The sequence below is a fragment of the Desulfobacula sp. genome (assembly GCF_030145145.1).
GTDB lineage: Bacteria > Desulfobacterota > Desulfobacteria > Desulfobacterales > Desulfobacteraceae > Desulfobacula.
Genome location: NZ_JAQYWD010000067.1, coordinates 1 through 17,694, shown reverse-complemented (window position 1 = coordinate 17,694; position 17,694 = coordinate 1). Strand labels below are relative to the sequence as shown.

Here is a 17,694-nt window from a genome sequence, read left to right as displayed (position 1 = left end):
CTTTCAGTTCCGGCACATCAATCTCGGTCTTTTCAATTTTACCGGGGGTTACCTCTCCTGTTTCCCTGTCTTTTCTAAAAGGGGTTACCATTTGCCATGTCTGAATTTTCTCTGGTACATTTGCCATATCATACTCCTTATTAATTATCCTATGTAAAAAATAAGCGAGGGGAATGATAAAATTGTATTTTTCACTCCCACTCTCCTTCCCAAAATTATTTTATTTCAGGTTCTCCCATTCACACCATATTTTTTGCTACAAGTTCACAGATATCCTGCGTCTTGATGGTCTCTTCTTTACCCAGTTCTTTCATGCCGTCTTCGATCATGGTTAAACAGAAGGGACAGGCCACCGCCACATTGTCCACCTGCTGACGGACAATTTCTTCGGCACGCTCCACATTGATTCTTTTCCCAATGGTCTCTTCCATCCACATTCTTCCCCCACCGGCACCACAGCAGAAACTTTCCCGGCCATGGCGGTCCAGCTCTTTGAGTTCCTCTTTTGCTACGGAATTCAAAATAGACCTGGGCTCATCATAAACGGAATTGTATCGACCCAGATAACAGGGGTCGTGATAGGTCAGAGATCCTTCAAATGATTTGTTCAAGGTAATTCTGCCGGATTTTACCAGTCCATCAATAAACTGGGCATGGTGAATCACTTCATAATTCCCCCCCATTTGCGGGTATTCATTCTTCAGGGTATTAAAACAATGGGGACAGGCCGCAATAATTTTTTTAACCTTGTAATTGTTCAAGGTTTCAATATTTTCCTGGGCCATCATCTGGTACAACATTTCATTGCCCACCCGTCGGGCAAAGTCACCAGTGCATTTTTCTTCCACACCCAGGATGGCAAAACTGATACAGGCATTTTGTAGAATTTTCACCAGGCTGGTGGATACTTTTTTGCTTCGATCATCAAAGGAACCGGCACAGCCAACCCAAAGCAAATAATCAACATTCGGGTCTTCGGCCATTGTTTTAACGCCCAGTCCATCCGCCCAGTCTGCTCGTTTATCATACCCGATACCCCAGGGATTGCCGTTGCGTTCAAGACCTTTAAGGGCCACATTCAACTCTTTGGGATAAGCCTCCGCCATCAAGGTCTGTCCCTGTCTCATGGCGATGATCCGGGGGACATGTTCAATGGTCACAGGACAGACCTCTTCACAAGCCCGGCAGGTGGTACAGGCCCACAGGGTATCTTCGGAGATCACATCCCCCACAAGGACGTTTTTGCTGTTAAGCGCCGCCATCCGGGCTTTAATGTCCTCCATTTGTTCAGGGTCGGTCTCCACCGCTTTAAGGGTGACGGGCAACTTGGATTTGTTAATAATGGTATTTAAAATCGAAGTGGTCAACGTACCAAACGCCGTCTTGGCAGCGGATAATTTTCCTCTTTTGATCAGGTTGTCGGCATTATCAAGCAGTTCATGTTTCAGACTCTCATTGAAGTCATATAGATTTAAGGGTTTGTCAGTGACAAACGCCGGGCAAACCTCTTTACATCGACCGCACTCCGTACACGTATAAATATCCAGTCCCTGTTTCCAATTGAGCTGGTGAATGTGATTGACGCCCAGGGATTCATCTTCCCAGGCGGCTTCATCTTCCAAATCCAGAACCCTGGCTTTTTCATGGGGATAATCCAGGGATTTTAAAAACACATTGGGAAGTGAGGTGATGACATGAAAGTGTTTTCCCAAAGGCAGGAAATTAAGGAAGGTCAATTGGGTAATGATGTGTAACCAGAACATACCGGTCAGGATCGTTGTGTTCGCCCCTTCACCCGTCCAGGCGACCAGGCTTGCAGCGCCCACGGCAACAGGTGTCCAGAGAAACTCAGACCCATACTGGGGGTTGTTTAAAAAATGAAGATGATCCGGGTTACCATAATGGGTGATCAGGTTATACCGGGTTCCATCGATCAAAAGATCGGAAATCATCAACACCACGATCATGCCCAGAACAAAATAAGCTTCCCATGTATTGTGCAGTCGTTCAGGTTTGACAATTGCCCGGCGATAGATGGCATATCCCGCCATCACCAGAACAATGGCTTCCATGATATCTTTTAGGGCAATATACAGATACCCCAGTATGGACCCCTCACCAAAGAAAGGCAGCTGAAAACCTTTTACAAAGCCCTCTCCGTAAAGATTCAGGCTGCGGATTAACAAAACGCAGAATCCCCAGAAGATAAACGCGTGCATAATGCCGGAAGCCCATTCTTTTTTTCTTCCCACCAGACGTTTCTGACCCAGTGCGATAATCACCACATTCTTAAGTCGGGTTAGGATATGATTGAACCGGTAAGCAGGTTCAAGTGACAGTAATAACCAGAGTTTATAATACATGGTGCGACAGAAAATCGCCAGCCCGACAATGAGCAGTATAGACATGAAAAAAGGGTTCATAAGTGCCTCATTAACGATGATTATGCAAATACTTCAATTTGCTGTATAGGTGCAAGGCAATCCAAGATCAATGGTCGGGTCTTGGAATTGCCTCATTATCGCATTTCCTTATAATAAAGGGGTGCGCCATTCAATTTGAAAACCGTTTTACTTAACTTCTAACTTTCTTAATCTCTTCCCGGAGAACCGGAACCACTTCAAAGAGGTCTCCGACAATACCATAATCCGCCACATTGAAGATGGGTGCTTCAGGGTCTTTATTCACGGCCAGGATAACCTTAGAGCCGTTCATCCCGGCCAGGTGCTGAATGGCGCCGGAAATGCCGAAGGCCATATAAAGGGTTGGGGCAACGATTTTACCGGTTTGTCCGACTTGTTTATTGTGTGCCATGAATCCGCCATCCACCATGGCCCGGGAAGAACCAAAGCCTGCTTTCATGTCATTGGCCAGTTCTTTTACAAGATCAACACCGGCCTGATCCTTGGCGCCTCTTCCAACGGAAATAACAATGTCCGCATCGGCCAGATCAATTTCTCCACTGGCGTCAGAGATGATTTCTTTGATAACGGCTTTCAAATCAGCAGCAGGGGCCGTCAGCTTTACAACGTTTTCCGTTCCGGTAATCCCTTCGGTGGCTTCAAAAGCACCGGCTCTGACAACAGCCACCAATTGTTCGGTGTTCACTTTAATGCGCTGGATCACTTTACCGGCGATGGCGGGCCGGATCACCTGAATTTCATCGCCTTCCAGGGTGGCATCGGTAATTTCAGTGGCGCAGGCAGCGTTCAACTGGGCAGCCACTCTGGGCGCTGCCGCTTTTCCACTTTCTGAAAATCCAAACCAGATGAGGGTGGCTTCAAATTGTTTAGCCGCATCCACGATACACGATGCATAAGGACCTGCTGAGAATTGTTCAAGACTGGGATCATCTGCAATGAATTGCGTATCTGATCCTGCAGCTGCCAAATCAGGGGCGAGAGATTCTATATTGCTGCCGACGGCCACAACTGCGGTTTCCGCACCCATGGCCCTGGCTTTTGATAACAGTTCGGCTGTGCTGCCTTTTAGAACTCCTTGTTTGATGTCTGCAATTACGAGTATTTTAGCCATAATAGTGTTTTCCTTGTATGCGTGTGATTAGTATTATAAAACCTTTGCTTCAGTGGCCAGAAGATTAACGACCTGGGCCGTGATTTGTGCGGCATCTCCTTCAAATTTCTGCCCGGCCTGACGCGTTTCCGATTTCATAAATTCAATAATTTCCGATTGAGGCGCTCCCGCTCCGACTTCTTCTGCAGAAGTACCCAGGGCAGCAAGATCCATCACATTGATTTTCTTTTTCTTTGCCATCATGATACCACGCATCGCCGGCAGTCGAGGTTCATTAATACTATCACTAACCGTCACCACGGCGGGTAATTCCATTTCAAGGATTTCCGTTCCGGTATCCCCCAGTCGGGACACTTTAATGTGCTGGTCATCCATCACTTCGATGGAAATGACATTACTGACGCAAGGTAATCCCAGATACTCACCCAGAATGATCCCGGTCTGACCGCTATCTGTATCCTGGGCTTGTTTACCGGTGATAATGAGATCATAGTCGTCCTTTTCATACACCTTTTGCAATACTTTGGCGTAGGCAGATGAATCCGCATTGGCCAGTGCCGGGTCCTCAATATGAATCCCGTTCTCAATTCCCATGGCATAGCATTTTCTGATCATATCGGTATTGTCGCCACCGCCAATGCTCACCAGCGTTGTTTCCGCGCTGTTATTTTCCTTTAGCTGGACTGCGGCTTCCACTGCATTTTCATCCCAGGCATTGATAACATATTGCAGCCCGTCTTCAACAATGGCACCGTCCTTCACGTGGATATTTAATTCCACATCAACTACTTTTTTTACGGTTGTGAGAATTTTCAAATTGTCCTCCTGATTATTTTGGTTCATTCACTTTTTATATGTAAATTTGTGATGTCCTGTCCTGACCTCATTAGTTCAAAATGCGGTTGTCGCCGCAAACGATGATTAACTCAGATGCCGCTGCCGGAAAAGCCATGGTCATGTTAAGGGCCTGCCCCATTTCAGTGGCAAGGGCAGTGGGTCTTGAATTACTGATCATTATCGGCACCTGCGCCCGGGCGGCTTTTTGAACCAATTCATAACTGATCCTTGAGGATAGAACCAGTATACTGGCTTTATGCAACGTGCCATTCATAAAGGCGATGCCAATGGCCTTATCAAGGGCATTATGCCGGCCAACATCTTCCGCAAAGGAAATCGCGTTCAAGCCATCATCAAATATTAACGCAGCATGGGATCCCCGGGTCCTCTGGTAGTATTTCTGATTTTTAGACAGCTTATTAATGCAATCAAAAACATGCGTAAGCTCCACCTCAAATCCATTCGCTGCCGGTGTTAATGTCTGATAGAGGTCCTTGATCATCTCCTTGCCGCAAATACCACAGCTGGTTTGGCTGATAAAGGTTTTCCGTTCAAGAATATGATGAATCTTTGCCCGTCGCTCGGGGGTGAGCCATATATCAATAATATTGGGCTCCAGATCTATATCATATCCAATGGTCTTGAAATCATCCGGTGAGTCAACAATCCCTTCCCCGAGACAAAATCCCGCGCCATGAAACACTTCCTGTCCTGGTGTTCTCATCACGACTGAATAAGGCTTATCATCAACACGAATTAAAAAAGGTTCCTCTCCGATCAATTCGAGAGAATCCGGTTGGCAAATTTCTTTTTTACACCGAATCACTTGATAAGATGTGGTATTCTTTCCTGCACTCACTTGTTTTTTGTTCCTTTATAAGAAGGTTAGGCCAGTATATCAGGCCACGCTTGGAAAAAGGGACTTCTTATCAAACAACACCTGTGTGTTGATTCTCCCGGTATTCATTATTGCCGATGTGCATCTGCCTCGGATTCCTCAAGACGATGGAGGGAACGCTAACGCTTCAGTTAAAACAAACGCTGCCTGGAGATAAGATGTCGGGCAGAGGGGAAAGCATTCCTTGCAGTCATGGCACTCAACAGAGGCTATTTCCGGAATAAAACTGATCTCTTTTCTGATGCCCCTGTCAACAAATCCAATGGCATTTTTCCCCTTGACCTCGGCACAATACCTGACGCACAACCCGCAATGGATGCAGAAAGAGGAATCTTTTTCGAACCGGTCCCGGTCTGCGCCATATTCTTCTGCATACTCTATTAGTTTGGGGGCATCCGGGGCATGGGCCATGAGAAGTTCGATGATGGTCTTGCGGATTCTATCCACCTTCTCAGACCGGGTCCTGACGATGATATCGGGTTCCACCGGGTATACGCAGGAAACAACGAGCTTTGTCCAGCCGCGGCTTTCGACTTCCACGATGCAAAGCCGACACCCGCCGAACGGCTCTAGTTTCTCATGGTGACAAATTGTTGGGATGTTTATCCCAAGACTTTGGGCTGCCTCAAGCACGGTGGTCCCTTCCGCTGCCGTCACTTCCTGTCCATCAATTTCTAATCGAATATCACTCATTTTTTCTTGCTCTTTCTTTTTATCGTTCTTTCTTCTCCGGAAACAGGTGCCGGAACCGGCTCTCCGGAAATCTTTGTCACCGAACCAAAACGGGGGGGACAAACTTCAAAGCAGGTGCCGCACTTTGTACATTTTTCCTGATCAATGATATGGACCATTTTCTTGCCACCGTCTATGGCGTCGGCCGGGCACTTCCTGGCACACATCATACAGGCCTGGCACTTTTCCGGATCAATATAGTAGGCAATCAGTTCCTTGCAGGACAAGGCCGGGCACTTTTTCTCATTTATGTGGGCCTCATACTCTTCCCGAAAATATTTTAAGGTGCTTAAAAGTGGATTGGCAGCACTCTTGCCCAACGCACACAATGCCGCTTCCTGGGCCACTTCCGACAGGTCCTCCAGGGTCTGGATATCGCCTTCTTTACCCTTGCCCTGGGTAATGTTCGTCAAAATTTTAAGCATTTGCTTTAAGCCTTCCCGGCAGGGAACGCATTTACCGCAGGATTCATCGGTAAGAAATTCAATAAAGTACCGGGCCACATCCACCATGCAGGTATCTTCATCCAGGATGATCATACCCCCGGATCCCATCATGGAACCGGCCTTGGTCAGTTCATCAAACCCGACTTCCAGGTCCAGGTATTCTTCGGGCAGGCATCCGCCGGAGGGTCCCCCGGTCTGGACGGCCTTGAACTTCTTGCCGTTGGGGATACCACCGCCGATCTTGAAAATAATATCCCGCAGGGTCATGCCCATGGGCACTTCCACAAGACCGGTATTGATGATTTTACCCACCAGGGAAAAGATCTTGGTACCCTTGCTGCCCTCGGTGCCGTATTGGGTGAACCAGTCCGCCCCTTTATTGATGATCATGGGCACATTGGCCCAGGTTTCCACATTGTTCAACACACTGGGTCTCTCCCAGAGTCCCTTGATGTTGGAGCGGGTATACTTGGGTCGAGGTTCGCCAACCCGGCCTTCCAAGGCCGTCATCAGGGCGGTGGATTCACCGCAGACAAAGGCACCGGCCCCCTTGTGGACGATGACCTTGAAATCAAAACCGGTTCCAAGGATGTTCTCCCCCAAAAACCCATATTTTTCCGCCTCTTCAATGGCCAGCAAAACATTTTCCACGGCCAGGGGATATTCCTGTCTCACGTAGATATAGCCTTCATGGGCGCCAATGGCATAGGCCCCGATGGTCAGCCCCTCAAGGATACAGTGGGGATTTCCCTCCAAAAGACTCCGGTCCATATAGGCACCCGGATCCCCTTCATCGGCATTGACAATCACATATTTGATGGGCTCGGGGGCATTGCGGGAGCCTTCCCATTTTCGACCGGCAGGAAACCCACCGCCGCCTCTTCCCCTGAGATTGGATTTTTTAACCTCTTCCAGAACTTCCAGGTCCGTCATGGTGGACAGGCTTTTGGATAAGGCCGAATACCCGCCAATGGCCAGGTAATCCTCCATGCTCTTGGGATCAATACTGCCGTTGGAACCAAACACCAGCCGTTCCTGATGCTTATAAAAGGGAATTTCAGATTCTTTGATGATCTTTTCATTGATTTCCGGATCCAGGCAGAGCAGCCGGTCAATGATCTTTTTCTCCATGATGGTTTCAGAAATAATTTCAGGTACATCTTCCGGCTGTATCTGGAAATAGCATATTTCCTCGGGGTAAATAACAATAATCGGGCCCCTCTCACAAAAGCCATGGCAACCCGTCCTCCGGATATCGACCTTGTCGGTTAAGCCCTGTTTTTCCAATTCCGCTTCAAGGCTTGCTGAAACATCCGCACTACCGGTGGCGTGACAGGCAGATCCTGAACACAGGGTAATACAAGGTTTATTCGGATCTCTTTTGGATAATATTTCTTGTCTGAAGGTTTCTAATGCTTCAGGCGAATCAAACCGCACCATAATTTTCCCCTACTCATAATTTTTTAGCACATCAATTGTCTCACCGGGTGTCATTTTCCCATGGGTTTTCCCATCGACTTCCATTACCGGTCCCAGGGCACAGCATCCAAGACAGTTTACGGTTTCCAGGCTGAATTTCAACTCCAGATCCGTTTCACCGGGCTTGATCCCTGTGGCATCCTGTACCGTATCCAGCACCCTTGAGGCACCCCGGACATGGCAGGCCGTTCCCATACAAATATGAACTTGATGACGTCCTTTGGGAACCAGGCTGAATGCTTTATAAAAGGTAGCAATATGCTGTATCCGGTTTAACGGAACCGCTAATTTTTCGCTGACCCTCTCCAATGTCGCCTTGGGAAGCCAGTTGTTCTCGCTTTGAATATCCAGTAGCACTTGAATGAGAGAACTTGCTTCGCCCTGATGTTTGTCAATAATCTGATCAATTCTATCAATATCCATAACCGCTTTCCTAATTTTTTCCTTTCCTAGGGTTCATTACCATGCGCCTTTACCTCAGGCCAGCGCATAGCACTTGCTGGTGGTATCATACCGAACCAATCCCTGCCGTGAAGACGTATTCATGTGTCGGGATACATCCGACGGATTCAGCCCCAGTTTCTCAGAGAGGGTTCTCGTTGAAAGGGGTTCTTCCCCCAGGAGTAGCATAATTTGACTGATGGCCAGCTTTTCGGCAAATATGTCATTAAACAAATCATTTATCTCGTCGCTTTCGAAAAATTCGGTATAGGCCTGTTTTGTTTTTTCGGGGACTCTGAGCCTCTCCCGTTCCACCAGTCGCATGTAGGGAACTAATTTTCGAGCGGATTTAAGTTTGAACTTCACCTCATCTGCGTCCATGCCTTCACTCGTGCCCAGAGGACCCAGGGCCTTGATCTCTTTGCTGAACGCATCCGTATAGTCCGCCAACAGGTTACCATCGGCACCGGACATAAAATTGGTCCGCAACCTGTTCGGATTCAGGCCGATATGTTCCAATATCCGCTTACACAGATAGGTATTGGCCAATGCATCAAAATTGCCATGGGTCACATAATTACATTCCCCTAGATGGCAAGCACCGATAAACACGCCATCCTGTCCATTTGCGAAGGCCCTGAGGATGAATTCCAGGTCAACTCTCCCGGAACACATGACACGGATCAGCCGCATATCATTTGAATATTGTAGTCTGGAAACTCCAGCCAGGTCAGCAGCACCGTATGCTCACCAATGGCATACAAAACCCAATAATCTTGGTTTAAATTCAAGACCTGCACTCATTTGTTGGAACCTCCTTTATTTGTTGAACCTTTGTCTTCTGTATTCATTTGGTTATGCCTAAGCCTCTTCGAGGACTGCATCCATTTGTTCGATAATATCTTTACGGGTAATGGCCGCATCAATCTGGTTACAGAGCGCGTCATTGGTAAAATGCTTTAACACAATGGCATTTGTCGGGCATTTTGCATTACACAACCCGTCTCCTTTGCACAGGATGGGATTCACCCAGGCTTTCTTGCCTTTCGGCGTATCTCTGAACTCTATGGCCCCGTAGGTACACGCCGTAATACAGGCACCGCAGGACACGCAATCATAGTCACTGACGATGGCCACGGAACCTGAGGCCACCACCGTGTCTCTTGACAGCAGGGTTAATACCCGACCGGCAGCACCATACGCCTGGTTAATGGTTTCCGGTATATGTTTGGGATAATGGGCTGTCCCGCAAAGGAAAACCCCATCCGTGGCAAACTCCACCGGTTTTAATTTAACATGGGCTTCTTTAAAGAACTCATCCGGGCTCAAGGTGACCTTGAAGTGATTGGCGATTTCTTTGGTGGATTCCGTGGGGATCACCGCAGCAGCCAATGACAGGATATCCGCATCCAGTTCCAGTCGCTGGCCGAGAATCGGATCTGCCACTGTCACCCTGAGAATATCTTTACCCCCTTCTTTGGCCGCTTCAACCTGGGGGGCATCTTCCGGTGTATACCGAATAAATCTGACCTCATTGTCCGAGGCTTCCCGATAGGCATCTTCCCGGAATCCATAGGTTCTCATATCCCTGAACAAAATATAGATCATCATGTCCGGATTTGCCTTTTTAAGTTTCAAGGCATTCTTTACGGCATGGCTGCAGCAGACCCTGGAGCAATAATTTCTGTCTTCATTTCTACAGCCCACACATTGGATCATTACCAGGCTCCCTGCATTCAGGACCTTTTCATTGCCCCGGGCAATCTCTTCGCCCAGCTCAAGGTGGGTGAAGACCTGATCGCTTTCCGGATACAGGTATTCTGTGGGTTTATATTCATCCGCACCAATGGCCAAAACAGAGGCCCCATGTTTGATCTCTTTAATCCGGCCTTCGGTTTCCACGGTGGTGGTAAAACTACCCAGATACCCGGCCACCTGTTTGATGGTGGCTTCATGGGACACGTGGATCAAGGGGTTTTTATACACCTGTTGGATCAGGTCATCCAGATAGGTTTGAACATCCAGTCCTTCCAGGGTGGTATGCAGTCTGCGGGCCATGCCGCCCAGGTCTTTATTCTTTTCAATGAGTTCAACCTCATGTCCCTGGGCCGCAATGGACAGGGCACAGGTCATACCGCCAATACCGCCCCCCACGATCAGGGCCGTCTTGTTCACGGGCAGATCAAATTCCTGCAGGGGTTCCAGCTGGCTGGCCCGGGCCACGGACATACGGACGATGTCCTGGGCCTTTTGGGTGGCCTCATCTTTCTGTTTGGCATGAACCCATGAACAATGTTCCCGGATATTGGCCATATCCAGGTAATATTGGTTCAGTCCGGCCTCCCGGAGGGTATCCCGGAACAGGGGCTCAAGGGTCCGGGGAGAGCAGGCCGCAATCACCACGCGGTTGAGCCCTTTTTCCTTGGCCAGGTCCGTTATCTCCTTGGCCGAGTTGGTGGCACATGAAAAGATCTGTTCCTTGGCATAGACCACATTGGGAAGGGTTAAGGCATACTCAACCGTGGACGGGACATTGACAACACTTGAGATGTTTGCCCCGCAGTGGCACACAAACACACCGATCTTGGGATCTTCGTTGGACACATCCCTTTCCTCGGGATAGACGCGTTCTTTGGCCAGGTTTCCCCGGCGGTAGTCCAGCAGTTCCCCGATCTGGGAGCCGGCACCACTGGCGGTGAACACTGATTCAGGAATATCTGTGGGTCCCTGAAATGCACCACTGACAAAAACCCCGGGCCGGTTGGTTTTAATGGGATTGGAAGACTCGGTTTCACAGAATCCATGGGCGTTCAGGTTAATGCCGAATTTTTCCGATATCTCTTTAAAGGCTGACGGCGGGTTCAATCCCACAGACAATACCACCATGTCAAATTCAACTTCTTTTACGCCATCGTCGGGGGTCGCATACCGGACGGCCACATTCCCGTTTTCCGGGTTCTCCCTGGCCACGGACGCATAACTTCTGATAAACTCCACCCCGGGCAGTTGTTCAGCCCGTTGAAAGTATCTTTCAAAATCCTTGCCAAAGGACCGGATATCGTTATGGAAGATGGTACATTCAACATCTTCGTAATGGTGTTTGGTTAAAATCACCTGTTTCTGGGTATAAGTGCAGCACACGCCCGAGCAATAACTGTTGTCTCCCTCGGTGACCCGTCGGGAGCCAACGCATTGAATCCAGGCGATCTTCTTGGGATGCTGTTTGTCCGTGATACGCCGGACCTCGCCTTCATAGGGACCTGTGGACGACAGGAGCCGTTCATAGTCCATACTGGTGACCACGTTTTTCATGGTCGTGTACCCATACTCATCTTTCACAGACGGATCAAACGGGGTAATACCGGAAGACAGGAGGATGGCCCCCACATTGATGTCGGTCTTCTTAGGTGCCTGCCTGAAATCTATAGCATCTGCCTGGCACACACTGCTGCAGATATCACATTTGTTTTCTTTGAGTCTCAGACAAGAGTCGTCAATATAGGCCACCAGGGGAATGGCCTGGGAAAAATAGACATGCACCGCTTTATTATCCGATATCCCCTGGTTAAACGGATCCGGATAGGTAACCGGGCAATATTCCACACAAGTGGTACACCCCGTGCATTTTTCTTCGATAATATACCGGGGTCTAGTTTTAAGGCGAACTTTAAAGTCCCCTTTTTCCCCTTCTACGGTTTCAACTTCAGTAAATGTTAAAATCTCAATGTTTGGATGCCGGCCGACCTCGACCAGTTTAGGAGAGAGAATTCACATTGAACAGTCATTTGTGGGAAAGGTCTTGTCCAGCTGGGCCATGTGACCCCCAATGCTGGGTCCTTTCTCGATCAGATACACCTTGAACCCCGCAGTGGCCAGGTCAAGAGTTGCTTGAATACCGCTGACCCCTCCACCAACAACCATTACGTCTCCAAAGTTTTTATCTCCAAGACTTTTAGAAAATTGTTGAATTACTTCTGTTGGCAATATGTCGTTTCCCACTTTCTATCTCCTCATCATATTTTTCAGGTCCCAAAGCCCGGTTTGTCCGGACAGACCCCTACATAAATTCCCTAAAGCAAATCCCTACAGCATCTCACTGACAATTTCCGTGATGTCTTTAATCTCCAAGACGTCTTCGAAAATGAGGTTCAAGCGGCTTTCTTCAAAATTGGTGATGCAGTAAGGGCAGGACGTCGCGAGAACCTGGGCCCCGACTTCATTGGCTTGTTCCAATCGAATGTCGGAAAATCTTTCTTCTTTGGGGGTGTCCATCCAGATCCTGCCGCCCCCACCGCCGCAGCACAGGCTGTTTTTGCCGTGATCTGCCATCTCAACCAGTTCCAGCCCGGGAATGCTCTTTAACACGTCTCGGGGTTCATCATATATCCCATTGTGTCGACCCAGGTAGCACGGGTCATGATAGGTTACGGTCTTGGGGAATTCCCCTTTCAGTTCAAGCCGCCCGTCATTTATGAGTTCCAGTAAATACTGGTTCATATGGACCACCTCAAAGTGAACCATGAATTCCGGATATTCATTTTTAAAGGTATGAAAGCAATGGGGGGAAGACACGATGATTTTCTTTACACCATTATCGATAAAGGTTTTAATATTTTCCTTGGCCAGGTTTTTGAAAACTTCCTCGGCGCCGGTTTTCCGGATGCTCTCCCCACAACAGCTTTCCTTGTCACCCAGTATCCCGAATTTCACCCCGGCCTTGTTCAGGATATTGGCCGTGGCCGCGGCCACTTTCTTCATCCGCGGGTCATAGCTCAGGTAGCAGCCGACAAAATATAACACCTCCATGTCATCGGTATAGGGTTTTACAGCCAGATCCTTGGCCCAGTCCGCCCGCTTACCCCGTTCTCCCTGCAAAGGATTGCCTTCGGAAATCAGGCTGGCTCTCGCTGTACGGGCAGATCGCACTGACGACGGAAAAATATCATACGCCGACGCCACCCGGCGCAACGATACACTGACATCTATCTGCTTCACACCTCTGGGGCACTGGGCAGGGCAGGCACCACACGTTGTGCACCGCCATACATCTTCGCCTTCTATCTCAGTTAGACCAAAAGCCGCCTCACGGATGACCTTGCGCATGCTGAAATCCCGTACCCGGTTCCACGGGCAGACGGCATCGCATAATCCACACTGAAAGCATAATTTGAAGACATCCCCACCGGCCTCTTTTATCTCATCGATTACTTCTATGAAGGGGGCTATAGTTTCCACTGTCTTTATCTATCCTTATTTTTACCTTAATATTCTAGTCCTTCTGTGACAATCGGGCAACGGCATCCAATATTTCCTGCATTCCAAACCTGTCTGCCAGCGATCCCAAACCGATTTCCAGTTCTTCCAGCTCCTCCTGCTCTTCGACTTCCTCTTCCCTTTCCTCCAGGATCAATGCATCATGAATGCACCACTTTACACACAAGGGCTCTTCTTCACCTTCACACATATCGCATTTGAGAGGAAGGCCGGAATCAGGTTCTTTAAACTCGTCTCTAGAGGGACAGGACGCTCTGCAGAAAGCACACTCATCATATTCCTTCCCGTCAATCGTGTATTTATCTCTACCGGCACATTCTGCAACGGTATATTCGCCGGCATAGACAGGAATGTATAGATCCCTTATCGGTTCACGAATGATCCGAATACGGGACCTGGCAGGGTTATTGCTGCTATATTTCGGTGCAGCGTGAAAGGCGGAGCAGATCACCTCACAGGCCCGGCAACCATTGCACTTATCAACATCAACTCTTATTGTTTTTATTGTTTTTGTTATTTTATCTTTTTTATCGCCACTCAAGGTTCACGCCCTCCACTCTATTTTTTTTTCTTTATTCCGCGGAAGCCTCTGTAGATGAAGCATCTTCACTATCCGTTAAGATACCCCTTTTCAGAAAGTCTTCGCTAACATAATCCAACCCCAATTCCTGTAAATATTCTTTAGTTGGAATACCGTCATTGTTCCATCCCTTAAATTTGTAATAGGCATCCAAGAGTTCCTTTTCAAGCTCCGGGAACCGTTTCTTCCAATGGTCCTCGGGGGGTCGTTCATCTTTCCGCCGCATACCCCTTCTGATATTAATGGCTCTCACCAGGGTTCGATATCTCCTGGCTGCCTGGGTCAGTGCCTCTTCATCCATATCAATCCCGGCCCCTGCCGAGATAAATTTCGGATAATTGTGTATATGATAGGGTGGTTTTAAAGGGAATGCCGATAAACCGGAACACTGGCCAAGGGCATCATCAATGTAATGCATCCGCTCTTGCCAGTCAACAATATCACAACACATGTCAACCGTGGGATAGAACGGCATTGAATTTTCACCTCTGGGTTCCCAATCCAGGAAATATTGTTTGAATTTTTCATCTGGAACATGGAACCAATCTTCACAAAATTTTTCTCTATGCTCTCGCTTGGGATACGGGGCCTGGGGGAACTGCCCTTCAATTTGGGTAATATTGATTTTCTCACCGGTACAATACATGAGAAAATAAATGGGATTCAGCATGGAAAGTTTAAGCGGCAGCTGCTCATGTTTTTTGATATTATTATGTGCATAGGCTTCTGCACCATTGCCAATCTCTTTGGCCGCCCAATACGTACCATTGGCAAGAATATCCCCGATACCTTCCCGGTTAACAATTTTATCGAGTAGATAAAAGAAACGGCCATCGTTATCTTCCGGCATATCCGGAAAATCGTCCTTATGCAAAATACCGTCTTCGAGAAGTTCAAGGGCAAAGGCCATTACCTGGGGTGCGGAAAATCCGTCCAAGCCATATTCTGTCGCTTTTTGGGCAATCCTCAATCCAAAATCCAGGTCTGAATAAGCCCCCATTGTATAGGTGAGTTTTGTGAAGCATTTCATCATGTAGGTTGGAAGTCCCGGCATGGAAATGGTGGCCCCGCAGGTCATCGGGCAATTATAACAACTGATCAGTCGCGTTCTTGAATTATCCAGTGTCTCCATCCATTCTCGTGCAACGTCCTCGGTCCAGAACCCCTTTCGCCGGGTACGGGAATTTCCCCAATTGAAATTTTCCGTATGCCATTTTTCATCATGGACCTTCATCTCCTGGGGAGACCCTAAGCCCGCTAAAATTGGCATGACACCGGGAATTGGATTTTCATTCCGGAATTGTATATAGTCCATTACCTCGTTGCAAAGGCCCATGAATTCTTCCGGTTCAGCCACATTAATGTCCTTTGTTCCCCGGACAACGATGGCCTTGATGTTTTTGTCTCCCATGACCGCGCCGATGCCACCCCGACTGGCACTGGACCTTCCCTGCTCAATAGAAGCATAAAAAACCCTGTTTTCACCGGCCTTGCCGATGGCAGCCACCTGGGCCTTGGGTTGCTTCAACTCTTTTCGTATAATTTCAGCAGTTTCAATAGAGCCTTTACCTTTTAAATGAGCGGCATCTCTTAGCTCAACCGTGTCATTGTTTATCCACAAATAAACCAGATCAGGTGACTTGCCCCGAAAGATCACTTTGTCAAGCCCTGCATATTTTAATTCCGGTGCAAAAAACCCTCCCATCATTGAAAATGCCATTAACTTTGTCTGGGGCGAAATAGTGGTAACAATCGTACGATTACAACCAATAGCAGGCGTCCCGCATAAAAGACCAGCACCAAAGATTAATAGATTATCAGGAGAAAAAGGTTCAACTTCAGGGGGAACCCTATCCCACAATATCTTGGCATTAGTACCTAGACCCCCCAGATAAAGCTCGGTGTCTCTTGGGTCAGTTGCGACCTTTTCAATATTTCCTCGGGTTAGATCAACTTCTAAATTAAACCCAGTCTCTGCGTACCTCATTTTTTTTCCCCTTCTATATTACCTGAATCAAAAACTTTTCTACGCTCTATGGTACAATGTAACTATATATAAGCTACATAATAACTATGTGTCAAGAAAAAAATGATAGTTTTTTTCAAACAAATGCTTCACTGTTTTTTAAAATAAAATACCGTGGAAACACTTGCACAGCTGCACAAACGATAAAAAAAAAGGGGCTGTGAGAGGATTCCATGCCTAGAGTTTGAAAGACGTCACAGGTATCATGATCCGGTGATGCAGGTGTTTAAAAGGCCTTCCCAGATTGGAGAGGCCCCTGGCATGTCTTGAATTATTTATCCCACGGCGAGGCAACCACCAGAATAACACAGGGCTCTGTACCATTATTAAAGAGGCTGTGGGTGGATCCCACCGGAATCCAGGTGGCATCCCCGGGGTTCACCTGCTGTTCTTCATCATCCACCCGCATCACCCCTGTTCCGTTTAAAACGAAATAAATCTCTTCCATGGGATCAATATGGGACTCCAGTTCTTTGCCTGGCTCGAGTTGGGCAATGGCCAGAAAACCGATTTCCGCCAGGACCCTTTGATCCAGAATCATCTGAGCGATACCGCCGCCATGGGCCCGGTAAGTGGTTTCAATCACCTCTTTATCTTTTAAATTTCTAACAATCAATTGGGTTTCTCCTGTTTTAGTTACTCTTTCGGTCTTCAGCTTTAATTATTCATACCAGGTCAGAATTTCCTTCAACGGTTCCCGGTCGGGTTTAACATCATTTTCCGGTGCGGTCTCATCTGCATATCCCAGGGCGATGGCCAGCAGGACGTCTTTTTCCTCGGAAATATTCAGGACGTCCTTAATATCATCCCCATATTCGGTGATGAGCCCTATGGGACAGGTCGAAAGGCCTTTTTCTTCTGCTGCCAGCAAGAGATAGGATACGGACAGGCCGATATCCAGATACCGCAATTTTGGGAACAGCTTATCCATCAACACAATAATACCGACAGGCGCACCGTAAAAAGAACAACTGCCTTGTTCAATGAACTGGTTAAACGGCAGGTTTAATTTTTCAATCTGGGGTTTCATGATCTTTAAGGCATTTCGGCTTCGATTGGTGACCTTTTCCGGCAACGGCTCAGCAGTACCCGGCCCACAGGAAGCTGCTTTCATTGCATGAACCTTTTTCAGCCGACGAATCAACCGGTCCTTTTCTTCACCATAGGTGACCACATATTCCCAGGGCTGGAGGTTGATGGCAGAAGGGGCCAATCCTGCACACCGGATCACGGCTTCGATATCTGACCGTGACACGGGCTTATCCAGATAATTTCGGATGCTTTTTCTTTGTTTCATTGCTTGTGTTACGTCCATTATGTTCTACCCCCAAATAAATTTATGGTTCAAAGCCTGACATCAGCTTTGAACCATAAATTATTTTTACGCGTTTATCAATTCCTTCTGATCAATGATCAGAATTATTGTCTCATCTTATTCTTTGGGTTT

General features: G+C 47.8%; 14 protein-coding genes. All 14 read right to left on the bottom strand.

The window, feature by feature from the left end:
- Window positions 1-239: 239 nt before the first annotated feature.
- Entirely contained in the window at window positions 240-2,423 is a 2,184-nt protein-coding gene (locus tag Q1Q15_RS24520; protein WP_300465289.1) for a (Fe-S)-binding protein, read from the bottom strand.
- A gap of 151 nt (window positions 2,424-2,574) precedes the next feature.
- Window positions 2,575-3,534 carry an electron transfer flavoprotein subunit alpha/FixB family protein gene (locus Q1Q15_RS24515; protein ID WP_300465288.1) on the bottom strand — a complete coding sequence of 320 codons (960 nt, stop codon included), beginning with the start codon at window positions 3,532-3,534 and terminating at the stop codon, window positions 2,575-2,577.
- A 33-nt stretch (window positions 3,535-3,567) separates the two neighbouring features.
- Window positions 3,568-4,350, bottom strand: coding sequence for an electron transfer flavoprotein subunit beta/FixA family protein (locus Q1Q15_RS24510; RefSeq protein ID WP_300465287.1), 783 nt, complete (start codon window positions 4,348-4,350; stop codon window positions 3,568-3,570).
- A gap of 70 nt (window positions 4,351-4,420) precedes the next feature.
- Complete coding sequence (gene fdhD, locus Q1Q15_RS24505) at window positions 4,421-5,230, bottom strand: formate dehydrogenase accessory sulfurtransferase FdhD (RefSeq protein ID WP_300465286.1); 810 nt, start codon at window positions 5,228-5,230, stop codon at window positions 4,421-4,423.
- Window positions 5,231-5,368: 138 nt separating this feature from the next.
- Complete coding sequence (locus tag Q1Q15_RS24500; protein ID WP_300465285.1) at window positions 5,369-5,962, bottom strand: 2Fe-2S iron-sulfur cluster-binding protein; 594 nt, start codon at window positions 5,960-5,962, stop codon at window positions 5,369-5,371.
- Window positions 5,959-7,887: an NADH-ubiquinone oxidoreductase-F iron-sulfur binding region domain-containing protein gene (locus Q1Q15_RS24495; RefSeq protein ID WP_300465284.1), complete on the bottom strand. Its 1,929-nt coding sequence runs from the start codon at window positions 7,885-7,887 to the stop codon at window positions 5,959-5,961. Before Q1Q15_RS24495 ends, Q1Q15_RS24500 begins: the two co-directional genes overlap by 4 nt.
- A 9-nt stretch (window positions 7,888-7,896) precedes the next feature.
- Window positions 7,897-8,349, bottom strand: a complete 453-nt coding sequence (locus Q1Q15_RS24490) for an NAD(P)H-dependent oxidoreductase subunit E (protein WP_300465283.1) — start codon at window positions 8,347-8,349, stop codon at window positions 7,897-7,899.
- A 54-nt stretch (window positions 8,350-8,403) separates the two neighbouring features.
- A complete protein-coding gene (locus tag Q1Q15_RS24485; RefSeq protein ID WP_300465282.1) occupies window positions 8,404-9,171 on the bottom strand; it encodes a hydrogenase iron-sulfur subunit in 768 nt (255 codons plus the stop codon).
- A gap of 57 nt (window positions 9,172-9,228) precedes the next feature.
- Window positions 9,229-12,351 carry an FAD-dependent oxidoreductase gene (locus tag Q1Q15_RS24480; RefSeq protein ID WP_300465290.1) on the bottom strand — a complete coding sequence of 1,041 codons (3,123 nt, stop codon included), beginning with the start codon at window positions 12,349-12,351 and terminating at the stop codon, window positions 9,229-9,231.
- A gap of 99 nt (window positions 12,352-12,450) precedes the next feature.
- Entirely contained in the window at window positions 12,451-13,602 is a 1,152-nt protein-coding gene (locus Q1Q15_RS24475; protein ID WP_300465281.1) for a (Fe-S)-binding protein, read from the bottom strand.
- 34 nt (window positions 13,603-13,636) lie between these two features.
- On the bottom strand, window positions 13,637-14,182 hold the full coding sequence (locus Q1Q15_RS24470) for a (4Fe-4S)-binding protein (protein ID WP_300465280.1): 546 nt from the start codon (window positions 14,180-14,182) through the stop codon (window positions 13,637-13,639).
- Between the two features lie 31 nt (window positions 14,183-14,213).
- Window positions 14,214-16,208 (bottom strand): aldehyde ferredoxin oxidoreductase N-terminal domain-containing protein, encoded by a 1,995-nt coding sequence (locus Q1Q15_RS24465; RefSeq protein ID WP_300465279.1) that lies wholly within the window; start codon window positions 16,206-16,208, stop codon window positions 14,214-14,216.
- Between the two features lie 310 nt (window positions 16,209-16,518).
- Window positions 16,519-16,863 carry a cupin domain-containing protein gene (locus Q1Q15_RS24460; protein WP_300465278.1) on the bottom strand — a complete coding sequence of 115 codons (345 nt, stop codon included), beginning with the start codon at window positions 16,861-16,863 and terminating at the stop codon, window positions 16,519-16,521.
- Window positions 16,864-16,908: 45 nt separating this feature from the next.
- Complete coding sequence (locus Q1Q15_RS24455; RefSeq protein WP_300465277.1) at window positions 16,909-17,562, bottom strand: nitroreductase; 654 nt, start codon at window positions 17,560-17,562, stop codon at window positions 16,909-16,911.
- Window positions 17,563-17,694 lie beyond the last annotated feature (132 nt).